The 22,214-nt window shown below is 65.7% G+C and carries 18 protein-coding genes and 1 tRNA gene; 4 read left to right on the top strand and 15 right to left on the bottom strand.

Annotation, left to right across the window (positions count from 1 at the left end; genetic code table 11):
• Positions 1–68: 68 nt before the first annotated feature.
• Positions 69–992, bottom strand: a complete 924-nt coding sequence (locus F7R19_RS14845; RefSeq protein ID WP_150981116.1) for a DMT family transporter — start codon at positions 990–992, stop codon at positions 69–71.
• Positions 993–1,287: 295 nt separating this feature from the next.
• Between F7R19_RS14845 and acs the strand changes: the two genes are divergently transcribed.
• Positions 1,288–3,270, top strand: a complete 1,983-nt coding sequence (acs, locus tag F7R19_RS14840; protein WP_150981115.1) for an acetate--CoA ligase — start codon at positions 1,288–1,290, stop codon at positions 3,268–3,270.
• Positions 3,271–3,372: 102 nt separating this feature from the next.
• Positions 3,373–5,424 (top strand): VC_2705 family sodium/solute symporter, encoded by a 2,052-nt coding sequence (locus F7R19_RS14835; protein ID WP_061959749.1) that lies wholly within the window; start codon positions 3,373–3,375, stop codon positions 5,422–5,424.
• A gap of 7 nt (positions 5,425–5,431) precedes the next feature.
• Here F7R19_RS14835 and F7R19_RS14830 read toward each other — a convergent pair whose 3' ends face one another.
• On the bottom strand, positions 5,432–6,025 hold the full coding sequence (locus F7R19_RS14830) for a hypothetical protein (RefSeq protein ID WP_150981114.1): 594 nt from the start codon (positions 6,023–6,025) through the stop codon (positions 5,432–5,434).
• Between the two features lie 123 nt (positions 6,026–6,148).
• Positions 6,149–6,239, bottom strand: a tRNA-Ser gene (locus F7R19_RS14825).
• A 175-nt stretch (positions 6,240–6,414) separates the two neighbouring features.
• Here F7R19_RS14825 and F7R19_RS14820 point away from each other — a divergent pair.
• Both F7R19_RS14820 and F7R19_RS30480 read left to right on the top strand, forming a co-directional pair.
• Complete coding sequence (locus F7R19_RS14820) at positions 6,415–6,618, top strand: hypothetical protein (protein WP_061959751.1); 204 nt, start codon at positions 6,415–6,417, stop codon at positions 6,616–6,618.
• Between the two features lie 136 nt (positions 6,619–6,754).
• Complete coding sequence (locus tag F7R19_RS30480; protein ID WP_263289587.1) at positions 6,755–6,880, top strand: hypothetical protein; 126 nt, start codon at positions 6,755–6,757, stop codon at positions 6,878–6,880.
• On the opposite strand, the gene F7R19_RS14815 is transcribed toward F7R19_RS30480, so the two are convergent.
• The 12 genes from F7R19_RS14815 to bcsZ form a co-directional block, all read right to left on the bottom strand.
• Positions 6,877–7,593, bottom strand: coding sequence for a GGDEF domain-containing protein (locus F7R19_RS14815; RefSeq protein WP_150981113.1), 717 nt, complete (start codon positions 7,591–7,593; stop codon positions 6,877–6,879). The two genes, F7R19_RS30480 and F7R19_RS14815, sit on opposite strands and share 4 nt — an antisense overlap.
• Positions 7,594–7,625: 32 nt before the next feature.
• Complete coding sequence (locus tag F7R19_RS14810; RefSeq protein WP_061959752.1) at positions 7,626–8,015, bottom strand: DUF1987 domain-containing protein; 390 nt, start codon at positions 8,013–8,015, stop codon at positions 7,626–7,628.
• Positions 8,016–8,039: 24 nt separating this feature from the next.
• Positions 8,040–8,612 carry a SiaB family protein kinase gene (locus F7R19_RS14805; RefSeq protein WP_061959761.1) on the bottom strand — a complete coding sequence of 191 codons (573 nt, stop codon included), beginning with the start codon at positions 8,610–8,612 and terminating at the stop codon, positions 8,040–8,042.
• Positions 8,613–8,644: 32 nt separating this feature from the next.
• Entirely contained in the window at positions 8,645–9,898 is a 1,254-nt protein-coding gene (locus F7R19_RS14800) for a SpoIIE family protein phosphatase (protein ID WP_150981112.1), read from the bottom strand.
• Between the two features lie 149 nt (positions 9,899–10,047).
• Positions 10,048–10,296, bottom strand: coding sequence for a BcsR/BcsP family cellulose biosynthesis protein (gene bcsR, locus F7R19_RS14795; RefSeq protein WP_150981111.1), 249 nt, complete (start codon positions 10,294–10,296; stop codon positions 10,048–10,050).
• A gap of 8 nt (positions 10,297–10,304) precedes the next feature.
• Positions 10,305–11,867, bottom strand: a complete 1,563-nt coding sequence (bcsG, locus tag F7R19_RS14790; protein WP_150981110.1) for a cellulose biosynthesis protein BcsG — start codon at positions 11,865–11,867, stop codon at positions 10,305–10,307.
• Between the two features lie 32 nt (positions 11,868–11,899).
• Positions 11,900–14,485, bottom strand: a complete 2,586-nt coding sequence (gene bcsA, locus F7R19_RS14785) for a UDP-forming cellulose synthase catalytic subunit (RefSeq protein WP_150981109.1) — start codon at positions 14,483–14,485, stop codon at positions 11,900–11,902.
• A complete protein-coding gene (gene bcsQ, locus F7R19_RS14780) occupies positions 14,482–15,261 on the bottom strand; it encodes a cellulose biosynthesis protein BcsQ (protein ID WP_150981108.1) in 780 nt (259 codons plus the stop codon). The genes bcsA and bcsQ overlap by 4 nt, the downstream gene beginning before the upstream one ends.
• Positions 15,258–15,458: a hypothetical protein gene (locus F7R19_RS14775; RefSeq protein WP_150981107.1), complete on the bottom strand. Its 201-nt coding sequence runs from the start codon at positions 15,456–15,458 to the stop codon at positions 15,258–15,260. Before F7R19_RS14775 ends, bcsQ begins: the two co-directional genes overlap by 4 nt.
• A gap of 2 nt (positions 15,459–15,460) precedes the next feature.
• On the bottom strand, positions 15,461–17,248 hold the full coding sequence (gene bcsE, locus F7R19_RS14770) for a cellulose biosynthesis protein BcsE (protein ID WP_150981106.1): 1,788 nt from the start codon (positions 17,246–17,248) through the stop codon (positions 15,461–15,463).
• Positions 17,249–17,262: 14 nt separating this feature from the next.
• Positions 17,263–21,057 (bottom strand): cellulose synthase subunit BcsC-related outer membrane protein, encoded by a 3,795-nt coding sequence (locus F7R19_RS14765; protein WP_150981105.1) that lies wholly within the window; start codon positions 21,055–21,057, stop codon positions 17,263–17,265.
• The gene (bcsZ, locus tag F7R19_RS14760) at positions 21,039–22,214 is read right to left on the bottom strand and encodes a cellulose synthase complex periplasmic endoglucanase BcsZ (RefSeq protein ID WP_150981104.1); all 1,176 of its coding nucleotides are present in this window, start codon (positions 22,212–22,214) and stop codon (positions 21,039–21,041) included. Before bcsZ ends, F7R19_RS14765 begins: the two co-directional genes overlap by 19 nt.

Below are 22,214 nucleotides of genomic sequence, written 5' to 3'. Positions count from 1 at the left end.
AATCGAAGCGGGGTTCGATTGTACCGTGCGTCCGATAACACCCGACTGCGCCGCCTGGTAACGGTTCGTCACCGTACCGACTGGTCGCCCAGCGCGCGGCGCGCGATCGGTCCGGGCCAGCTGGCCAGCGCGATGCCGCCCAACACGCAACCGAGGGCCACGCCGTGAGCCCAGCCGGGCCGCTCGCCCAGCACCGCGATGCCGTATCCGGCCGCGGCCACCGGCAACACTGCCGTGAACACGCCAGCCAACTGCGCGGGCACATGGCGGATGCCCTTCATCCAGAGCCAGAAAGAGAAGATGCTGGCCGACAACGCGTACCACAGCAGCAGTGCCCAGGTGGTCAAGCCCACGCCGGCGAAATCGAATGTCAGCAGCGGCACGATGCCCAGCGGCAGCATCAATGCGCCGCCGATCAGATGCGTGTATGCGCAGATTTCGATCGCGGCAAGCGTCTGCGACAACCGGCGCGACAGGATCACGTAGATCGACTCGCATAACACCGCGCCCAGGATCATCAGGTTGCCCATCAGCGCCTGGTTGCTGGCGGTGCCTTGCGGCGCGCCATGATCGCCACCGCGCGCAATGTTCAGCACCGCAATGCCGGCCACCGCCAGCAATACCGAAAACACTGTCCGTCTGGACAGGCGTTCGCGCAGCCATAGCCACGACAGGATCGCCACGGTGGCCGGGATCGTGCTCGTGATCACGCCGGCGGCCATCGCACTGGTCAGCCGCACGCCGCCCAGCATCAGCAGCGTGAACATGAAGGTGCCGAAGAACGCCATCAGGAACAGGTTGAGCCATTCGCCGCGCGATACCCGGCGCATCCGGGCGGGCCGATACCACGGCGACAGGCACACGATGGCCACCAGGAAGCGCAGCAGCGCGAACAGCAGCACCGGCACTTCGGCGATGATCGATTTGCCCAGTCCGACATTGCTGCCGACGAGGGCCATGGCGGCAATCAGTAGGAGCGCGTGGATCGGCAAAGGGTGGCGTGGAAGGAAAGAAAGGGATAACGCGACAGGCGCGATGAATGGGCGTGCGCGCTGTTCGGGTATTCGCGACCGGCGCATTATAGCTGTGCTAACTTAGTAGAGCCGACTGCACTTGCGCCCCCGCTTTCCCGCCGCGGTCGACCTTTCGACGGATCTGTTGCGACGCAGCATGACTGCGGCATCGGCTGCGCTGTCAGTCATGATCGTCGGGTTGGACCGTCAGGTTTAAGTAAGGCGCCGGGCGTACCTTGCACGCAAAGCAGTCAAAGCCAAACAGGAGACACCCATGTCCGCCATCGAGTCGGTGATGCAGGAGCATCGCGTTTTCAATCCCCCTGAGTCGTTCGCGAAGAACGCCGCCATTCCGAGCATGGAGGCCTACAACGCCCTGTGCGACGAGGCCGCCAAGGACTACGAGGGCTTCTGGGCGCGCCATGCCCGCGAGCTGCTGCACTGGCACAAGCCGTTCACGAAGGTGCTCGATGAAAGCAACGCGCCGTTCTACAAATGGTTCGAGGACGGCGAACTCAATGCGTCCCACAATTGCCTCGAACGCAATATCGAGAAGGGCCTTGGCGACAAGACCGCGATTGTTTTCGAAGCCGACGACGGCAGCGTTTCGCACGTCAGCTACAAGGATCTGCTGGCCAAGGTCAGCCGCTTTGCAAACGGCCTGAAGGCGCTCGGCATCAAGAAGGGCGACCGCGTTGTCATCTACATGCCGATGTCCGTGGAGGGCGTGGTGGCGATGCAGGCCTGCGCGCGGATCGGCGCGACCCATTCGGTCGTGTTCGGCGGCTTTTCCGCCAAGTCGCTGCAGGAGCGCCTGGTCGACGTCGGTGCCGTGGCGCTGATCACCGCCGACGAGCAGATGCGCGGCGGCAAGGCGCTGCCGCTCAAGGCGATTGCGGACGAAGCGCTCGCACTGGGCGGCTGCGAGGCCGTCAAGCATGTGGTGGTCTATCGCCGCACTGGCGGCAAGGTGAACTGGACCGAGGGCCGCGATCGCTATATGGAAGATGTCGCCGCCGGCCAGCCCGATCACTGCGAGGCCGAGCCGGTAAGCGCCGAGCATCCGCTGTTCGTGCTCTACACGTCGGGTTCGACCGGCAAGCCCAAGGGCGTGCAGCACAGCACCGGCGGCTACCTGCTGTGGGCGTTGATGACGATGCGCTGGACGTTCGACATCAAGCCCGACGACATGTTCTGGTGCACCGCCGACATCGGCTGGGTGACCGGCCACACCTACATCGCGTACGGGCCGCTGGCCGCCGGCGCCACGCAGGTCGTGTTCGAAGGCGTGCCGACTTTCCCGAACGCGGGCCGCTTCTGGGACATGATCCAGCGCCACAAGGTCAGCATCTTCTACACCGCGCCGACTGCGATCCGTTCGCTGATCAAGGCTGCCGAGGCCGACGAGAAGATCCACCCGAAGCAGTACGACCTGTCGAGCCTGCGTCTGCTGGGAACGGTTGGCGAGCCGATCAATCCGGAAGCGTGGATGTGGTACTACAAGAACATCGGCCAGGAACGCTGCCCGATCGTCGACACCTTCTGGCAAACCGAAACCGGCGGCCACGTGATCACGCCGCTGCCGGGCGCCACGCCGCTGGTGCCGGGCTCGTGCACGCTGCCGTTGCCGGGCATCATGGCGGCCATCGTCGATGAAACCGGCCAGGACGTGCCCAATGGCAGCGGTGGCATTCTGGTGATCAAACGTCCGTGGCCGTCGATGATCCGCACCATCTGGGGCGATCCGGAGCGCTTCAAGAAGAGCTATTTCCCCGAGGAACTGGGCGGCACGCTGTATCTGGCCGGCGACGGTTCGATCCGTGACAAGGACACCGGCTACTTCACGATCATGGGCCGCATCGACGACGTGCTGAACGTGTCGGGCCACCGCATGGGTACGATGGAAATCGAATCGGCGCTGGTGTCCAACCCGATCGTCGCCGAGGCCGCCGTGGTTGGTCGTCCCGACGACACGACCGGCGAAGCGATTTGCGCGTTCGTGGTGCTCAAGCGCTCGCGTCCGACCGGCGAAGAGGCCGTAAAGATTGCCGCCGAACTGCGCAACTGGGTGGGCAAGGAAATCGGCCCGATCGCCAAGCCCAAGGACATCCGCTTTGGCGACAACCTGCCCAAGACGCGCTCCGGCAAGATCATGCGTCGCCTGCTGCGGTCGCTGGCCAAGGGCGAGGAGATCACGCAGGACACCTCGACGCTGGAGAATCCGGCCATCCTCGACCAACTGAAGCAAGCGCAGTAATCCACCGGTCATGCGCGCTTGGCGCTTGCGTGACAACCGTTGTGCCCGCCCCGGCGTTGTCCGGCGCGGGCACATCTGTCTGCTCGACGACTCCTTTTTCTGATGGCTGACACCCAGTCGCGCTTTGGCCGACGGCTGATGCTCTATTACGGCCTGTTCACGCTCGGGCTGTTCGGCTTCGTCGGCATGATGGCGCTGCTGGAGCGTTCGAACGCGGATGCGCTGTGGCTCGGCTATGTCTTCCTGTTTGTCACGATCGCGATCTACGCGTGCATCGGGCTGATTTGCCGAACCTCGGACCTGAACGAGTACTACGTGGCGGGCCGGCGCGTGCCGGCGATGTTCAACGGCATGGCGATCGCCGCGGACTGGATGAGCGCCGCGTCCTTCATCGGCCTGGCCGGCATCATCTTCGCGTCGGGCTACGAGGGGCTGGCCTACGTGATGGGATGGACCGGCGGCTATTGCCTGGTGGCGTTCCTGCTGGCGCCATACCTGCGCAAGTACGGCGGCTATACGATTCCCGATTTTCTGGCCGCGCGCTACGGCAACGGCAAGCCGGGCGGCAATATTCCCGTGCGGGCCATCGCGGTGCTGGCCGCGTCGCTGTGTTCATTCGTCTACCTCGTGGCGCAGATCCAGGGCGTCGGGCTGATCGTCACACGCTTTATCGGCGTCGAGTTTGCCGTCGGCGTGTTCTTCGGGCTCGCCGGCATCCTGGTCTGCTCGTTCCTGGGCGGCATGCGCGCGGTGACGTGGACCCAGGTGGCGCAGTACATCATGCTGATCGTGGCGTTTTTGCTGGCCGTGTCTCTGATCGCATGGAAGCATCATCAGCAGGTGGTGCCGCAGGTGAGCTACGGCGGGCTTCTCAGGCAGATCGACGCCGAGGAAAAGCGTATCGATCGCGATCCGGCCGAGCAGCAGGTGCGCGAGATATTCCGCCAGCAGGCAATCGACCTGCAGGATCGCATCGCCCGTCTGCCGCAGTCGTTCCACGAAGAGCGGGCGGCACTGGACGCGCGGCTGCAGGAACTGCGCGCGCGCAATGCGCCGCTACGCGAGATCAAGGCCGTCGAGCGCGAACGGCAGGCCTTTCCGACCGATGCGGCGGACGCGCAGCAGCAGTGGAGCCAGGCGCGCGAGCATGCGCTGGCGCGCAGCCAGCCTTCGACGTCGTCCACCGAACCCTATCCCGCCGCATCGGAACAGGAGCGCAAGACGCGGCGTCTTAATTTCGTGCTGCTGGTGTTCTGCTTAATGGTTGGCACCGCCAGCCTGCCGCACATCCTGACGCGGCTCTACACCACGCCGTCGGTCAAGGAGACGCGCAATTCGGTAGCGTGGGCCGTGTTCTGTATTGCGCTGCTCTACGTATCGGCGCCCACGCTGGCTGCGCTGGTCAAGGTGGAATTCTTCCAGCATCTGGTCGGCATCCCGTACGCGGAGTTACCGCAATGGGTGGTGCAATGGCGGAAGGTCGATCCGCCGGTGTTCGGGATCCGGGACATGAATGCCGACGGCATCGTGCAGTGGGCGGAAATTCTGATCCAGCCCGACATGATCGTGCTTGCCGCGCCGGAGATCGCGGGTTTGCCGTATGTGATCTCGGGCCTTGTCGCGGCGGGCGCGCTGGCCGCCGCACTGTCGACCGCCGATGGCTTGCTGCTGACCATCGCCAACGCGCTGTCGCACGACGTCTACTATCACATGATCGATCGTCAGGCCAGCCATCAGCGCCGCGTTACCACCGCGAAGATCGTGCTGCTTGGCGTGGCGCTGTTTGCGTCTTATGTGACGTCGCTGCGGCCGGGCAACATCCTGTTCCTGGTCGGCGCGGCGTTCTCGCTGGCGGCTTCAAGTTTTTTTCCGGTGCTGGTGCTGGCGATCTTCTGGCGGCGGACCACCGCGGCGGGCGCGGTCGCCGGCATGGCCACCGGACTCGGCGTGGCGGTCTATTACATCTTCGTCAACTACCCGTTCTTTACCAGGATGACCGGCATTTTTGGCGACCGCTGGTTTGGCGTGGATCCGATCGCTTCGGGCGCGTTCGGCGTGCCGGCCGGATTCGCGGCGGCGATCCTGGTCAGCCTGATCACGCCGCGCAACGCCCCGGTGATCGACCGGCTGGTCAACTATCTTCGCAAGGGCTGACAGTGCACTAGCGGTTGGCGACACGTTGGCCGACCGGTGTGGCGGGCAGCACCTGATACAGCTGGATGCGGCGCGGCGCAATCGGCCCGCGCACCACCACTTCCTCGATATACCTCGCGCGCCGCAGCGCGTGGCGGGCCGCCTTCAGATACACCTTCGCTTCGCGGCCCATGTCGCGAAACGGCTCGCGCTGGCCGCGGAACGAGGGAATCAGCGGCGAGCAATAGTTCAGTTGCCGGATGTCCTCGCCGTTGCTGAAGTGCCCCGCGTGGTTCAGCGTCGTCGGATATGAGAAGCCAAGTTCGGGCGTGACTTCGATGTGTTCGAGGCCGCGAATGTCGATACGGTAAGCGTAAAGGACCCCGTTGCCGATGGGCCGAAGGCGCGGCGGAAGATATTGCGGACGCTCGACGCGCTCGCCGCTGCGGCCATTGATCCGCTCCAGTCCGAACGAAATGAGTCCGAGCACTGACCGGCATGCCTGGATCGTCTGGCTGCCGTAGATCCGTGGATCAAGGTGGCTGGTAGCCCCGCCGGAAAATCCTTCTTTGAGGATTACGGAAGGGTCTCGGACATCAAGCTTGTAGACGTACTCGATCATGTGGCGGCTCCTGAAAGGATCGGCCCCGCGCATGTCGTGTGGCCCACCCCCTGGCCGCGCGTCGGGCCAAAAAGAAAAGCCCCGCAAGTTTGTGCAACTTGTGGGGCTTTCTTATGGGTGTCCTGGCGGAGAGAGGGGGATTCGAACCCCCGATAGGCTATTAACCTATACACGCTTTCCAGGCGTGCGACTTAAACCACTCATCCATCTCTCCGGGAAGTCCGCGATTATAGCAGAGTCATTTCGGGTGTCCAGAGGCGGAGGTGAAGCGGGAAATCGGGGTCGGCGTTGCATCGGGCAGACAGCAAGTTCCGTTGCCGGCGTGGTGGCATGCATCTATAACGATTGCCGGGGGAGCGCTTTCACGACGTCGCCTTGGAGGTCGAAACATGCTGCCACGCAAGCTTGTGGGTTTACTGATGTTGCTGATGCTCACTGGCTGCATGTCGCGCCAGGTGAATCATCTGCTGCCGCCCGCGCCAGAACCGCCGCGTATGTCGCCCGATCAGGCCGCCGAGCCACGGGACGCCGTACAGGTCCTGGCGCCCACCACCGGGGCGACCGCGGTGTCGCGTGCACCTGTGTCGCCATAGGGATAGGCGTCGATGGCCCGCGAGGCAGTGCGCACCGTCGCGCGCCGAAGCCTGCCGGGTCCGCATCGCGATTCGCAATCTTGGCGATCGTCCACTACCATGCAGCGTAGGTGTTCGCACAACGGGATAGACGCGCATGTCGAATGAAAAACGGGGCATTGCCTTGCCGACGCTGCTGGCCTTCACGATCGCCGGCATGGCGTTTACCGCGTCGCTGGTGCTGGCGTACTACGCCACGCATCCCGACAGGATCGGGCGCTAGCCCAGGATGGCGCGGGTCACGCGATTGCGGCCGCTGCGCTTGGCTTCGTAAAGCGCTTCGTCGGCGCGGCCGTAGGCATGTTCGAAGGTGCGGCCCTGCGGCGACCAGCTCACGCCGAAACTGGCCGTGACCTGGCGGTTCACCGGTGACGGGAAGCGGTATGCGGCGATGGCCTCGCGCATGCGTTCGGCCAGTGCGATGGCCTCGTCGATCATGAAGTCGGGCAGCAGGGCGGCGAATTCCTCCCCGCCCACACGGCCGATCACGCCTTCGGCGCAGACCGTATCCTTCAGGCACGCCGTCACGCCGCAGATCACCGCATCGCCGACCGGATGGCCGAAATCGTCGTTCAGTCGCTTGAAATGGTCGATGTCCAGCACGATCAACGCGAGGCTGCCGCGCGCCAGCGCAGCGGTGGCGCGGTCGATCACGGCGCCGCGGTTCAGCGCACCGGTCAGCGTGTCATGCGTGGCGCGATATTCGAGTTCCTGCGCCAGTTCCTGCAGCCGATGGTTGAGCCGGTTCATTTCCAGCTCTTCGCGGTCGCTGCGCCGGATCAGCCGCCGCGTTTCGCGCATCAGTCGTTCGTAATAGCTGATCAGTTGACCGAGCGTATGCCGGTAGGCGTCCTCGCCGGCGTCGACGTCGCAGAACACGGCCTTGGCATGCGCCAGCACGCTGTTCTCCGATTCGAACAGGTCAGGTTCCGACATGGCTGCGGCAGGAGGCACTTCGCGCGGCGCGTTCAACTGCTGGTGGTGATTTCGTCGACAAAGTCGATGGCGGGAAAGTCGTCGTGCAGTTCCTGGCCGAATTCCAGGATCGTGTCGTCGTCTTCGTCGTGGAACCAGTGCAGCGTCACGCGATTGCCGTTCTCGGCCGCTTCGTTCAGCGCGTCGAACATGCTGAACAGCATCTTGGTGCTGGAGCTGTTGAAATAGGTCAGCGCAACGTTCACGGTGATGTCCATGTCGTCGCACTCGGCCAGGTACTTGCGCAGCCGGCCGAGCGCTTCGCCGTAAAAGACCGCGGCGTTTTCGGGGTAGGACTCGCCCTTGAGCGAAAGCGTGTGCCGCGCGAAGTCGAAGCTCAACTCGGGCGAGCTTGGCGTGGCGGCGATAAACAGGTTTTCCATGTCTGGCTCTGTGCGATCGGCGGATCAGATGGTGGCGACCAACTGGAACATCGTCGAGACCGGATCCGTATCGATCGGCTGAAAGTTGTACTCCAGGGGTGCGCTGGCATCGCGTGCCATCGTCAGGATGCCAAGCCCCGCGCCCTTGCTGCCTTCGGGTGCGTCGGCGCGCAGCGTTTCCTTGTACGCGCGCTTGATTTCGTCCAGCGTCATGGTGCGGACTTTCTCGAGCGTGCCGCGCAATTGTTCGACGCGCGCCGAGGAAACCGGGTTCGAGCACATCAGGCGGTAGTGTTCGTCCACCATGCTGATGCAGACCGATCCGTGCCGCAGCTGGCCGTCCGGCTGCGAGGGCGACGTGAGCGAATCGGACGAATAGTGCACGATGTTCTGCGCCATTTCCACGAACGACGAAAACAGCTTGCGCCGCGTGGTGCCATCCACGCCGCTCACGGTGAGCTGCAGGCGCACCGCATCGGACATGGCGGCAATGATGTTCTGCGAAAAATAGCCGACGTAGTAGAAGATCACGTTGCGTTCCCGAGCCATCTGGAAGAACGGCTCATATTCCTTGTCAATCGAGTAGGCGGCGGTCATGTGCGGTGCGGTCTGGCGCGATGCGGCGAGGTTCATTGCGCGCGGAAACAGAAGAAGGTCAGGTCGTCGCGGCGGCGCTGCGCGCCTTGCCACGCGCGATGCGCATCGAGCACGGCTTCGCCGATCTGCGCGGCCGACGCGTGGCGCTGGGCGCAAATCGCTTCACGCATGCGGCGCTTGCCGAACGCGATCTCGCGAGGGCCGCCGATCTGGTCGATCAAGCCGTCGGTGGTGACGAACACGAGGGTTCCGGAGCGGGTCGGCACGGTGCGGTTTTCCCACGCAAAATCCATGGCCGTGCCGACATAGCCCACACCCATGCGGGCGCCGTTGATGATCTCGCCCTCGGTGTCGGCGGGGTCGGCCTGCAGCACGAACAGCGACGATTTCGCGCCGGCAAACGTCAGCGCGCCGGTAGCGTTGTCGAACCAGAAGAATGCGGCGTCCATGCCGTCGTCCGACGCCGAGGCGTCCAGCACCTGGCGCGGCTCGCGGTCATTCTGCGCCAGCATCTGTTTGATGCCGCGATTAACCGCCATCAGCAGCGCGCCGGGATCGCGCGGGCCCAGTTGTTCCAGCGCCTGCGTCAGCAGCGACGACGCGATCAGCGTCATGAATGCGCCTGGCACGCCATGCCCGGTGCAGTCGGCCAGCGCGGCGAACCAGCCGTCCGGGTACGCGGCGAAGTGATAGAAATCGCCACCCACCACGTCGCGCGGCTCCCACACCAGCGCGGCGTCTGGCAGCGTGGCCGCCAGCGATTCGCGCGACGTGCGCAGCATCGCGCGCTGGATCGTGCTGGCGTAGTCGATGCTGTGCATGATCTGACGATTGCGCTCGGCCTGCATGTCGGCCACCACGCGCATCAGTTGAAGGCCCTGGCCCAGGCCGATGTACTGGCCGTCGCGCGCGATGATGAAGCCATCAGCCAGCGCCTTTTCGCCGTACTCGACGGTGCGAAAGGTCAGCGCATCGATGCTCATCGACGCGTCCACCACCAGCGGCTCCTTGTCCATGAAGGCGATGCAGCTTTTGCGGTTGTAGAGCTCGCGGTGATACGGCTTGCTCATCTGCGACAGGAAAATCGACCGGTTGATCAAGCCGATGGGCCTGCCTTGCTCGGTGACCGGCAGGCAGGCCAGCTCGCGATGCATCGCGAAGACTTCCAGCACGTCCTGGTTGGAATGGTCCGTGGTGACCGAAGGCGTAGGCACGGCCAGATCCTCTGCGCATGGCTGCCGGAAGCGTGGTCGGGCAGCGGAAGGATCCACCAGAAAGCCGGACATGACGAGGAGAGCAGGGAATTGGAAAGTGGCCCAGAGTCTAGGCACGCTTTATGTCGATTCCGTGACGAATTCCCTTGCAAATCAACGGCTAAGGCCCTACTCGCGAGGGGTGGCGGCATTAGCGTTCCGGCCGGGTGTGTACGCCGCCCTCACGGCTCCCGGTCGGCCGTGCGCGCAGGCGCGGCGTTGTCCGTGGCGGCCAGCGCCGCGCCGTCCTCGCGCAACTGCAAGCCCATCGTGCGCGCCAGCAGCGGCCAGCGCTGCGCCGCCTGGCGCGTTTCCACTTCGCCCTGCTGGTCGAAGTAGTGACTGCCGTCGAAGCCACTGACATGTTGCGCCAGCGCGTCGATGTCGTTGTAGGCGATGGCCGCCTTGCGCGAGGTGATTGGCTTGGCCATGACGATGCCTATTTTTGTTCGACCCAGACACCGTCCGGGGTGTGGATCACGTAGCCCTCGGTGCGTTTCATCGTGACCGTGGCTTCGTTCTCGCCCACCATCTGGGTCTGCGGCAGGTCCGCCGCGTATTGCGACAGCGCGGGCGCGCCTTGCCGGAACGGGCTGTCGGCGACCAGGTTGAACACCAGTTGCGATAGTCCCAGGAAGCTCATGGGCGCGTCGATAGTCACCGGCTGTGGCGTCTCGCTGCTCGGCAGGCCTACCAGCTTCACGCCCACCGGCACATGGATGATATTGGGCGTGGGAATCTCGCGCAGGCCGGAGATCTGGTTCTTGTCGCCACGCAGTGCCGCGCCATGCTCGGGCACGAAGACCACCACGGCCTTGCGGCCGGATTTGGCGATGGTGTCGATGATGCGGTCGACATCGTCGAGCAGGCTCTTGAGCCGCAACGGATACGATTCCAGGCTGGTCAGGCGCTTGCCGGGCAGGCGGTTGCCGTCGTGCAGCGTCACCGTGTTGTAGTACAGCGCCACCGGCTTCTTGTCGGCCTGCGCCAGGCGTTGCCGATACCAGTGATCGAAGGTGTCGAAATCGCCCAGCACGGGGGAATTGTCGAACGACCGCATCGCCACAGGCACGCCGTCGGTCGGCTCGGGATGCAGGCCGTCCACGCCCATTTCCCTTTCTACAATCGAGCGGAAATTGTCGAACCGGCCATCGTGGTTCATCAGGACATGCGGCGTGAAACCTGCCTGGGCCAGATCGGCAAAGATATGGCATTCGGCCGGCGCCGGATCGTACAGCGCCTTGTGTTCTTCCTGTCCGCACGCGCCGCGCAGCACGCGGATCGCGGCCGGACGGCTGTAGCTGGCCGCCGAGCTGAAATTCTTGAACAGGTAATCGAAACGCGACAGCAACGGGTGATTCAGGCTCTTGGCCGCATCGAGGTCGTCCCACGACAGCGAGCAGATATGCAGCAGGATGACGTCGAACTGGGCATCGGGGCTTGCCGTCAACGGCGCCACAGTGACGCTGCGCGACGCTTCCTGTTGCCGGAACGCTGCCAGGATGGCGTCGTAGTTGTTGGTGGCGTTGATGTCCGCGCGCGGGCTGTCCGCGGCGCGCGCCACATCGGCCGCGCTAGCGCCGCGCGTGCCAATCCCGAGCCCATACCAGAACGGCATGGCCAGCAACGCGATCAGCACGAACGTGGTGGTACGCAGCCAGCGATTCACCAGCAGATAGACGCCCAGCACCAGCAGCGCGGCCACCACCATCTGGATCGACACCAGGCGTTGCAGCAATTCGACCAGATAGGCGGGCGTGAACTCGCTGATATTGGAAAACTGGGAGATCACGCGCTCGAACGGCGGCAGCGTCGATTCGCGCCACGCCAGCGCGGCGCCAACGCCAATCGCCAGGATTTGCCGGATCACCCGCAGCGGACGCGATTCCATCGGCGCCACCAACAGCAGCGCGAGGGCGATGTTGAGGATCCAAACCGGCTTCATCTGCCCGGTATGGAACAAGTACAGCTTGGTGAGGAAGTAGAGATTCCAGAGTCCCATGTCGTCTCGATACAGGCGGATTCGGTCGGCAGTCAGGGCATGCGCGAGCGGCGCCGCGCGACGACCAGATCCACGGCGTCCATCAGCGCGTCGTATAGGCGCAGCAAGCCCTGGTAGCCCATTTCGATCACTTCCTTGAGGCTGCGCAGCGGCGCGTCCACGCGTTCGTCATCGAGCCAGTCGATCCATGCGTCGGCCCGGCCGAAGGTGCACTGGATCAACTGCGTTTCGCGCTCGATGGTCAGGTTGTCCATGCGAACTCCGAGATGGCGATTGACGTGGCGCGTGACCACCGCCGGGAAGTGATAGGTGCGCGGACCGCGCGACAGGCACAGGCCAACCCGCGCGCCTTCAGGCAACGGCACGTCGATCGGCAATACCACGCCCAGTCCGCCCATCGAATAATTTTCCGTCTTGCACGCGAGCGTGCGGCCGTCGGGCAGCAACAGCGTGGCGGGCACGCGCATCGGAATCCGGTGCGACACGCGCACTTGCCGCGCCTCGCGCGCCACGCCCACCGCCGCGCCCAGCATGATCAGGTTGAACAACGCCCAGGCCATGTTCATCAGCACCGTGGCCGGCTCCTCGGTGCCCCAGAACAGCAGGCGCGCGATACCGCAGCCCAGGCCGATAACGTTCAGCCCCAGCAGCACCAGGTAGGGCTTGGAGATGGTCCAGTCCAGGTAATCCTCGGCAATCTGCCCGCCCTTGGCCGTCACGTTGAACTTGCCCGCGCGCGGATTAATGAACGCCACGGTGGTGGGCAGCACGATATACCAGGCCAGCACCGATTCGTAGACCTCTGCCCAGAACGAATGCCGGAAGCGGCCCTGCAGCCGCGAATTGGTGATGTTGGCGATCAGCAGGTAAGGCACCACATAGGCCGTGATCAGCAGCGCGGAGGTGTTGATCACATGCAGCCCGAAATACAGGTACGCGATCGGCATGGTCAGGAAGATCAGCCGCGGAATGCCGTAGAAGAAGTGCAGCATGGCGTTGCTGTAGCAAAGCCGCTGGAAAAACTTCAGCCCACGGCCGAACATCGGGTTGTCGAGCCGGAAGATCTGCGCCATCCCGCGCGCCCAGCGAATGCGCTGGCCGATATGGCCGGACAGGCTTTCCGTGGCCAGTCCCGCCGCCTGCACGGTGCGCAGGTAGGCGCTGTTGTAGCCCAGCCGGTGCAGCTTCAGTGCGGTGTGTGCGTCCTCGGTGACGGTTTCCACGGCAATGCCGCCGATTTCGAGCAGCGGCTCGCGCTTGATGACGGCGCACGAGCCGCAGAAGAACGTGGCGTTCCAGAAATCGTTGCCGTCCTGGATCAGCCCGTAGAACAGGCTGCCTTCGTTGGGCACGCGCCGGAACGTATCGAAATTTCGCTCGAATGGATCGGGCGAGAAAAAATGGTGCGGCGTCTGCACCAGCGCGCACTTCGGATCGGCCAGGAATTCGCCCATCGTCATCTGCAGGAATGAGCGTGTGGGGATGTGGTCGCAGTCGAAGATGGCGATATAGTCGCCGCCAGTCTTAGGCAATGCGGCGTTGATGTTGCCGGCCTTGGCGTGCCGATTGTCGGTGCGCGTCAGGTAGCCCACGCCAGCCGCTTCGGCGAATTCGCGGATGTGCGCGCGGCGACCGTCGTCGAGGATGTACACGCGCAGCTTGTCGGCAGGCCAGTCCATGCTGCGTGCGGCGAACACCGTGGGCTGGATCACGTTCAGCGACTCGTTGTAGGTCGGTATGAACACGTCCACGGTCGGCCATTGTTGCGGATCGGCGGGCAGCGGCTTCGGTTTGCGATGCAGCGGCCACGCGGTTTGCAGATAGCCCAGCGCCAAGACGATCCACGTATAGACTTCGGCGGCATAGAGCACATAGCCAACCGCCGCTTCGATCGCGGTGGAAAACTGCAGCGTCTGCGTGGATCGCCACCAGATGTAGCGGCCCGCCATCAGGGTCGAAATGGCGATCATCGTCAGCGTCGCCAGCCGTCCCGGAATGCGACGCACCACGGCCAGCGCGATCCACACCACGGCGAACAGCGTGAGCTGCTCCTTGAGCGGCAGCGGCGTCGTGCTGACCGCCACCACCGCGATCGCGGCCAGCACCAGCGACACCGGCAGCACGAACGGAATCTTTCCGACGCGCGCCGAAAACGCTTCCGATACATAGCCCACGCGATTCCAGTTCGGCCGCGGCAGCCGCGTCACGATCTTGTGCCGCAGGCGCGATACGCGATGCCACAGCGGCTCCAGTACGCGATCGAGCGCCCGGCGCAGCCAACCCGTGCGCGCAGGTTCCTGTTCGGTCCGCTGCTTGCGCGGATCGGCCGCCAGGCGCACGCGCGGCTTGGGCGGCCGCACGAACAGCCGCCAGACCCACGTACCGCTATGAGCGCGCTTGCCGATGCCGAGCCGGAGCTTCGCGCGGCGGTAGATCAGCGCGCTCCATTCCGCGGGGATGTCGCGTTTGCCGGGGCGCGGCGGCCGGAAGAACAGGCGCAGCAGCCAGTCCCCGAAATGCGGCGCGCTCCCCGTGTCGGCCTGCACGCCGAGCCGGCGCGCAATGCGTGCGCGCGCCGCGGTGGTCCATTGTCGCCATCCGCTTGCGATTGCGTTCATGACTGGCTCCCGCCTGGATCGCCGTCAGCCGCGCGCGTGTCGTTCGATTCCAGCCACGCGGACAGCCATGACGCCAGCCCGTTCAAATCGTGCGCGGTCTGCGAATGCGGCGTGCTGCGGCAGAAACTCTCGCTGCGCGCCAGGGCGTCGGCGACGCTGCTGTCCTCGTGCACGTGATAAGGCAGCATGTCCTGCCCCACCATGGCTTGCAGCATGGCAACGATATCGACCTGCAGTTGCCGCGCCGGCATCAGTCGCGTGGCCAGGTAGCGGACCGTCTTGCCGCGCGACGCCAGTGCATCCACCAGCCGTCGCAGCGTCAGGCAGGTTTCCGGTTGCGCGGGCGTCAGCACCAGCACCAGGTCGGCTGCATCGATGGCTTGGTTGGCGCCTGCCGACGGCCATGGCGGCGTATCGACCAGCACCGCCGCGCGTGCCGGCAGGTCGACCTGATCGATGCGCCGCGCGAGCCAGTTGGCGGGCAGGCGTTCCATCACGCCGATGGCCGTGTCGTCGCCCCATGGCACGAACAGCACGTCGTCGTCGCTGCGCTGGCCCGTGCCGGCCCATGCGGCGCCAGGGTTTTCCTGCAGATGGCTGCCGAGGCCGGCGGCGGGAATGTCGCGCAGCCCGAAATGAAAGCCGAGCACATTGCGCGGGTCGCATTCCAGCGCCAGCACCGCGTGCTTGCGCCACGCCAGCAGCGCCGCAAGCTCGGCGGTCAGCGTGGTGCGGCCGGCGCCGCCCGTGGTGGAGACGATTGCCACGGTTTTCATCGAGGGCCTCCGCCATTGGACTGGCGCTTGCCGCGGATTACCAGGGCGTCAAGCTGCGGCGGCAGGCGCACCGCGCGCCTTGGGCGCGGTGCGGTCCAGCGCGGCAGCCAGCGCAGCAGGTCGAAGCGCCACGCCAGCCATGCCAGCGGTGCGGCCAGAATCAGTCCCCAAACGAAGTAGCCGAGAAAGATGGGCATCGTCAGTCCTGTCGTTTGAGCGGCACCGGATGGTGCTCGGGTAGCGCGCGCGGCCCGGGGCGTGGCCCGACGCGGCGCGGTGCGATCAAGGGCAGCGATACGGGCGGCGATACCGGCTGCGGCGCGGGTGGGGCTCCCGGCGCGGTGCCGAGCTCCGTGGCCGCGTCGGCGCCGGTGCCGATGTGGGAGGGCGATTCCTGCGCGGCCGGCGACGGCAGCCAGGTGCTGTAGTCGGGCGGTGGATATGCGGCGATCTCGGCCTCCAAGCGGCCCAGCACGGCGGCGATCGATTCGTTGTCGCCACTGCGCAGATCGCCCTGGAACAGATCGGCCATGGGTCGCTTGAACACGCGCTGGCATACGGCGTCGACGTCGTCCATGCGGCACGCGAAGAAGAACGCGTAGAGACTGTCGCTGCTGGCCGTGCAAAGGTCGCCGGCCCGGTTCATCTGGCAAGCACGCAGTGCGTCGATATGCGCCTTTTCGGGCAACAACGGCAGTTGCAGCAACACATGCGGCAGCCGAATCATCCGGCTGCGCTCGACCGCGTCGCGCACCAACGTGATAAAGGTGGATGCGGTGACATAGCCGCTGGTCGTGGTGGTCAGCACGGCGGACAAGGCATTGCGATAGTCGGCAAGGATAGGCCGCGAGAACACCTGGCCTTGCAAGCCGTCGATCATCGCCTGCATGCGCGCAAACGGCGTGCGCTGTGCAATCACGGCATTGGCGCCCAGATTCAGCATCAATAATTCGTAGTGTTGCCGCATGGCCTCGCGGTCTTCGCGGATCACGATCTTGAGCGCGCGCCCCGCGGTGCGGCGCAGGCGATGCACCTGGCCGGCCAGCGTTTCCAGGTCTCGACTGCCCGCGTAATGGAGGATTACTGTCGCGGCGACCGACTTGCTGGCGGTGGCGACTGCCGCCTCGTTGCTGTCGACCACGCGCCAATCTTCCGGGATATGGCGCTCACGCAGCACCGCCTCGCGGCTGACGATCACGCGGTTCTCGTCGGGCGCGAGCATGCCGGCTTCCTCGATGGCATCGCTAAAAGTATCGGACGCTACCATCAGGCGGTGTTCCTGCGGCGCAAAGCGCAGGCGGATCACCTCGCCGGCCACCACGGCCTGGTTGTCACGCCAGAACGCGACTTCCCACGTGTATTGGCCTTGTTGCTGCGAGAGCTGCACCGCGCCGGCAAAGCGGCCGTGAAAGCCATGCAGGTCGGATGGCGCCTGTCCCGGCTCCAGCGTGGGCGGCGTCACGACCAGCAGCAGGCTGCAGCGTTCCTGCGCACACCAGTCGCCCAGCCGCGCGCCCTCCACGGCCAGCGCCGTGGCGTCGTGCCAGCTGAAAAACGCCTCCGCGCCTTCGATCAGGAACGCCGTGCCGCGCGCGCCGCATTGATCGACCAGCGCCTGCAGCGCGTCGAGAAGGACGTCGATGCCCGGGCGGCCTTGTTGCGGACGCAATGCGCACAGGTTGGCGCGTGCGTGCAGGGCTCGGTTCACATCGATATCGAGACCATGCTCGCGCAGCGCCGTGGCGATCTCCGCCGCGCTGCGCGTCGACAGCACGCAGGCCGGGCCGCGCAGCGCCGACGCGGCGGTCTGCCAGAACAGCGCATCGCGCGCGGGCGACGGCCTGGCGTACACGACATGCGCGCGACCGGCGGTCAACGTTGCCAGCGCCGCGGGCAGTCCCTCGATGGCGAGCGTGGCGCGCGCCTGTAGCCGCGCCAGCAACGGAGCGGGTGCGGATTGGGCGGGTTGGCGAGAGGCGTCGTTCATCAGTGGCCCAAAACTCAATATGCCGAATATGGCCGCACCGGCGTTGGCGGGAACGGCACCGGCATCTGCCGTTTGTCGAACAGATACCGCAGCCATGCCATGGCGCGGTTAGGCGCGTAATCACGTGAGCGGTCGATCGAGAAACCGGCGCCGACCACCCAGTGCGGCGCGAACGTGTATTCGACCGTAGCGCCGAGCGTGTAGCTGAAGCCGCCGCCAGAGCCGCCGCCATAGGTGGCGTTGCCGCTGAGCGCCTGGAGATCCGGGCGGGTGGGAAAGTAGGGCGCGTCGTTCTCGTAGGTGAACGACCAGCCCGCCGATCCCAGAAATCTCCACGACCACTTGGCGTAGCGGCCGGTCCAGTCCAGCGGAATGCCGACCGACACGTAGCGTTGCGGGCTGTAGTAGCCGCCGTGGCCAAAGGTGTAGAAGCGCTGGTTGTCGGAGTAGTGCCAGTAGTTGACGACCAGTCCGCTCGACACGCGCTGGTCACGCTGGGTATAGACCGGTACGTCGAAGCCGGTGCGCACCGTGATCTCGCGATTTGTCTTGACGTTGTCGCCAGTGTAGAGGCCGGCGCCGACATCGGCAAACAGCCCGACCCGGCCCACATCGCGCGCATAGCGCAGATGCACGCCGTTGCGCACGATGCCGCCCCAGGTCTCGCCCGTGACCGGATCGCGCGCACCGCCATACGAAATCAGCGAACTGGTCTGGGCGCGGCGCGAAATGTCGACCGTCACCGACTGCACGCCCAGATCGGCGCGATAGCGGAATCCGCCCACCACGGTGGTTTCAAGAAATCCGAGCGGCGTGGTGCCGATATCGGCGCGCCAACTGTTGTAGGCGCCGTCGTATTCGTAACCGGCGGCCAGCGCCACGCCTTTTTCGGATTGCCCGATGGCGCCCAATCCGGCGTTGCCCAGCGCCGGAATCTTGCCGAACGGCAGATCGCTGACGCGGCGGCTGGCCTGCAACGTGCCCGCATCGAGCAACACCGTGTCGGCGTGGAAGAACATGTGGCCGGTGTAGCCGTGCGGAATGCGCACGTACAGCGGAATCTCGGTGGCATGCAGCTTTGAGATGCCGTCGTCGCCGGATTTGTTCGATTGCATGACGGCGGTGGCCACTTCGCCCTGGCGTCGCGCTTCCAGTCCCGCGAGTGCGCGCTGCGCGGGTGTGCCGTCGGCGCCGGCGGGCACGCTTTCGCGCTGTTCCAGGCCGCGAGCGGTGCGATACAGCGCGGCCGCATCGTTGAAGTCGCCGCGCGATTGCGCGACGCGTCCGCGTTGCACGGTGATATCGGCGCGCTCGGGAAAGCGTGCATCCAGCGCATCGACGACTTCGCTCGCCTCGTCCTCGCGCCGCATCGCGGTAAAGCGCCGCGCGATCGACAGTCGCGTATCGATGTCGTCGTCCGGCGTTTCCGCCAGCACGGTACGCACGATCTCGAGCGCCTGATCGGTCTTGCCGATGCGTTCGTACTGCCGCGCCAGCGTCAGTTGCGCACCCGCGTCGTGCGGCTGGGTGGCCAACACCTCTCGTGCGGCATCGGCTGCGCCGCGATAATCGCCGGCTGCTTCGCGCAGGTCCGCCACCGCAAGCAGCCAGCGACGGTCGGTCTGCTGCGCAGCGGGCACGGCGTAAAGCACGTCGTGTGCGCGGCGCAGGTCGCCGGCGTCAATCTGCCGGTCAGCCTCGCGCATCGCCAGACGCAGCGACTGATCGGCCAGATCGGCGCGCTCCTCGGCTGACACGTCCGGCAGCGCCGACGATTCCGCAATCCACTGGCGCAGATCGTCGTCGCGGTCGGCCGCCGCCAGCAATTCGCCGTAGCGCAGGCGGATATCGACATGTGGCGCCTCGCGGTGCGCGGCCAGCCAGTCGCTGACCAGCGCGAGGCCCTTGTCGGGTTCGCCCAGCGCGATCCATTCGCGGCCAATCGACGCTAGCATGTGCGGGTCCTCCGCAGCTTCGGCGGCGGCTTGATCCAGCAGTGCGCGCGCTTCGTCGTCGCGGCCCTGGGCCACGCGCTGGCGTGCGTCGCGCAGCAGGCGTTGGGCGGCGAGGTTATGGGACAGCCCGCGCATGCCTTCCGAGCGCTCTGCCTGCGGCACGGCCGCCAGCACCGTGCTGGCCGCATCGATGTCGTCGAGGCTGTTCAGGTACAGCGCGGTGGCGTAGCGCATGTCGTTGTTGGGCGCCGCGCGCATGCCGTCATCCATCACGCTGCGGCCCAGCGCCGGCAGCTTCAGGTCGCGATAGACGCGCGCCAGCGTGAAGCGTGTCCATGGATCGTCGGGGCGCAGGCGGATCGACGCTTCCAGATTGCGGATCGCCGGGCTGCGTTTTTGCTGGGCGAGCAGGCTCTCGGCCTGCACGGAAAGCAGATCGGCACGCATCGCGCGCAGGTCGTCCGACGCGCCTTGCATGCGCGCTTCCTGGCTGGCGATCAGCGGCTCCACTTCGTCGCCGCGGCCTTCCTTCTGCAGCAGCGCTGCCAGCGTGCGCAGCGCGCCGACGTCCGGCTTGGGGCGCGCCAGCATCTGGCGCAGCAGCGTTTCCGCTTCGTCGTTTTTGTTCTGCGCGATCAACGCGTCGGCCAGGATGACCTGCGCGTTTTCGTTGCCGGGCTGCTGAGCCAGCGCCTGTCGCGCGAGCGTTTCCGCTTCGGCGGGCTTGCCTTGCGCATTCGCTTCACGCGCCTTGGCAAGCGTGCCCCAGAACGTGGCCGTGACGATGAGGCCGCGCCACTTGCTGCTCGGGTCGAGTTGCTGCGCGCGCGTGAACAGTTCGCGCGCTTCGTCATGGCGCCCTTCGCGCAGCCGCACCAGTCCCAGTCCGCCGACCACTTCGGCATCGTTGCGGCGCTTCTGGTAAGCCTTCTGCAGCGCGATGTCGGCGTCCTTGAGCTGGCCGCGTTCCAGGTTTGCCAGGCCGCGCTGACGCGCCTGGAACGCGGGGTCGGCTTGCAATTTGCGCTGCGCCGTGACCTTCTTGCCCAGTTCGGCCAGCGTTTCCTGCGCCGCCTTGTCGTCGGGTACTTCCTTCAGATAGCGCTCGAACCAGACGTAGTACGCGGTGTCGTCGTTGACACGATAGAGCGCGCGCCGCCAGATATCGATCGCCGTGGTGCGATCGCCATCGGCTTTTTGTGCCACTTCGTAGAGCAGCGCGAGGCCCTCCTGACGCGTGGCCTCGCGGTCGGTCAGCAGATCGCCCAGCGCCAGCTTCAGATACGGATCGTTGGGATTGGCGCGGATGCGCTGCCGCAATTCGGCGATCGCCTGCGGCCGGCCCTGCGTCGTGCCGGACAGGATGCGGTAGTAATCGCGCGCCAGACTGCCGGAGGGCGCGCCGCGTGGGAACAGCTTGCGCAGGCGTTGCGCCGCCTCGTCATCCTTGCCGCTGCGCGACAGCAGCCTGATCGTCGCCATCTCGCGCTTGTCGCGCGTGGCAATGCGATAGGCGTCTTCCAACTCCTGCGTGGCCGCGCTGTCGGGCGCCGCGGCGCGTAACTGGGCCAGCCGTTTCTCGGCTTCGGCGGGGCGGTTCGAACGGATCTCGATCAGCCCCATCAGCTTGAGCGCTTCGGGCTGTCTCGGGTCGATCAGCAGCGCCTTTTCCAGAATGCCGCGCGCCATGTCGGCGCGATTCTTTGCATCCCACATGCGTGCCGCCGCCAGCAATTGGGCCATCTCGCTCGATTGCGCGCTGCGCGAAGCGGGCGGGAGATCCGCCGCGATAGCCGGCAATGCGGAACTGGCCAGGCACAGCGCCAGCGTCGGGGCTAACGCGCGGCGCGGCATGTGGATTCCCAAGCCGGCACCAGCGTGCCGTCCGCCTCGAAGCGGAAGTGTTGGTCGAGATGGCCGAGGCCGAAGAGCGCCAGCACCTGGCTGTAGTAGCCGAGCGGCTCTTGCGCGGCCATCGTGCGCGTGCGTTGCGCCTGCGCGCGTGCCGCGTCGGTCTGGCCAATGGCCGCCAGATACGGCGCGACCGCGGCCGAGAATCCGGCGTTGCCGGCGTTGGGTCCGAAGGTTGCCGCCTGCGTATCGACGCGCTCGGGCGGGTGGCCATGCTGCAGGACGTAATCGGCCATCGGCCGAAACGCCTGCAGGACCGGCGTGCGCAGCGGGTCGCCCGAGGCCATCATGCCGGCCCACAGATAGACGCGGATCGCGTTGTAGGACCCGCCGGCCTGCGTCTGCGTGTCGGGGAAAAAGCCGCGTCCCTTGCGATATTCGACCCAGTCGGGCGAGAAGCCGCGCGGTGCCGTGTCGACGACCAGCCGCGCCGAGGTGTCGAGCAGTGTCTTCCAGTTGCTGTCGTCGCCGAGCAGTTTTGCCAGACGGCGCATCACGGGAAGCGGCACATAGCTGGGGTTGAGGCGCCAGACGTCGGCCGCGGGCTGGAAGCCAACGGGGCCGGGCAGCAGCGTGCGGCCGAGCCCAGGCAGGACGGCGGTTTCCTCGCGCAGCACGCGGCGCGCGATCAATGTGCCAAGCGCAGTGTAGCGGCGTTCCTTCCAGAGGCGGCCCGCTTCCAGCAACGTATAGGCGATCCACACATCGGCATCGGATGCGGGATTGCGGTCGATCACGCCCCATGTGCCGGCCTGTTCGCCTTCGGTCCGCTTGCCCCAGATCCACGCAGGCAAATGGGCGATCAGGTCGCCCTGCGCGAGATTGTTTTCCGTCCATGCCAGCAGCCTGTCGAACGTGGCGCGGTCATTGGCGACCAGCGCGAAGAACAGGCCGTAGGCCTGCCCCTCGGAGACGGTCACTTGCTGATCGGTGCTGGCGTCGATCACGCGGCCATCCTGGCTGATGGTGTTGCGGCGGAAGGCGTCCCAGTCCGGCCATGGACACGTGGCGGCGGCGCTGGTCAGCGCGACGCCAGCCAACCAGCACGCCAGCGCGCCGCGCATCGACGCACGCACCAGCCAGACCCTTGCCCGCAACAT

The organism is Cupriavidus pauculus (genome assembly GCF_008801835.1).
GTDB classification, from domain to species: Bacteria; Pseudomonadota; Gammaproteobacteria; order Burkholderiales; family Burkholderiaceae; genus Cupriavidus; species Cupriavidus pauculus.
The sequence above is the reverse complement of the archived record's forward strand: the minus strand, read 5'-3'. Positions and strand labels throughout refer to the sequence as shown.

Coding starts and splice junctions, on each gene's coding strand:
- F7R19_RS14830 (WP_150981114.1), bottom strand. CDS start 6,025: ATGATCGAGTACGTCTACAAGCTTGATGTCCGAGACCCTTCCGTAATC.
- bcsE (WP_150981106.1), bottom strand. CDS start 17,248: ATGAACGACGCCTCTCGCCAACCCGCCCAATCCGCACCCGCTCCGTTG.
- bcsA (WP_150981109.1), bottom strand. CDS start 14,485: ATGAACGCAATCGCAAGCGGATGGCGACAATGGACCACCGCGGCGCGC.
- bcsR (WP_150981111.1), bottom strand. CDS start 10,296: ATGGCCAAGCCAATCACCTCGCGCAAGGCGGCCATCGCCTACAACGAC.
- F7R19_RS14810 (WP_061959752.1), bottom strand. CDS start 8,015: ATGGAAAACCTGTTTATCGCCGCCACGCCAAGCTCGCCCGAGTTGAGC.
- F7R19_RS14815 (WP_150981113.1), bottom strand. CDS start 7,593: ATGTCGGAACCTGACCTGTTCGAATCGGAGAACAGCGTGCTGGCGCAT.
- bcsZ (WP_150981104.1), bottom strand. CDS start 22,214: ATGTTGCGGGCAAGGGTCTGGCTGGTGCGTGCGTCGATGCGCGGCGCG.
- F7R19_RS30480 (WP_263289587.1), top strand. CDS start 6,755: ATGTCGAATGAAAAACGGGGCATTGCCTTGCCGACGCTGCTGGCCTTC.
- F7R19_RS14835 (WP_061959749.1), top strand. CDS start 3,373: ATGGCTGACACCCAGTCGCGCTTTGGCCGACGGCTGATGCTCTATTAC.
- F7R19_RS14800 (WP_150981112.1), bottom strand. CDS start 9,898: ATGTCCGGCTTTCTGGTGGATCCTTCCGCTGCCCGACCACGCTTCCGG.
- acs (WP_150981115.1), top strand. CDS start 1,288: ATGTCCGCCATCGAGTCGGTGATGCAGGAGCATCGCGTTTTCAATCCC.
- bcsQ (WP_150981108.1), bottom strand. CDS start 15,261: ATGAAAACCGTGGCAATCGTCTCCACCACGGGCGGCGCCGGCCGCACC.
- F7R19_RS14775 (WP_150981107.1), bottom strand. CDS start 15,458: ATGCCCATCTTTCTCGGCTACTTCGTTTGGGGACTGATTCTGGCCGCA.
- F7R19_RS14805 (WP_061959761.1), bottom strand. CDS start 8,612: ATGACCGCCGCCTACTCGATTGACAAGGAATATGAGCCGTTCTTCCAG.
- bcsG (WP_150981110.1), bottom strand. CDS start 11,867: ATGGGACTCTGGAATCTCTACTTCCTCACCAAGCTGTACTTGTTCCAT.
- F7R19_RS14820 (WP_061959751.1), top strand. CDS start 6,415: ATGCTGCCACGCAAGCTTGTGGGTTTACTGATGTTGCTGATGCTCACT.
- F7R19_RS14765 (WP_150981105.1), bottom strand. CDS start 21,057: ATGCCGCGCCGCGCGTTAGCCCCGACGCTGGCGCTGTGCCTGGCCAGT.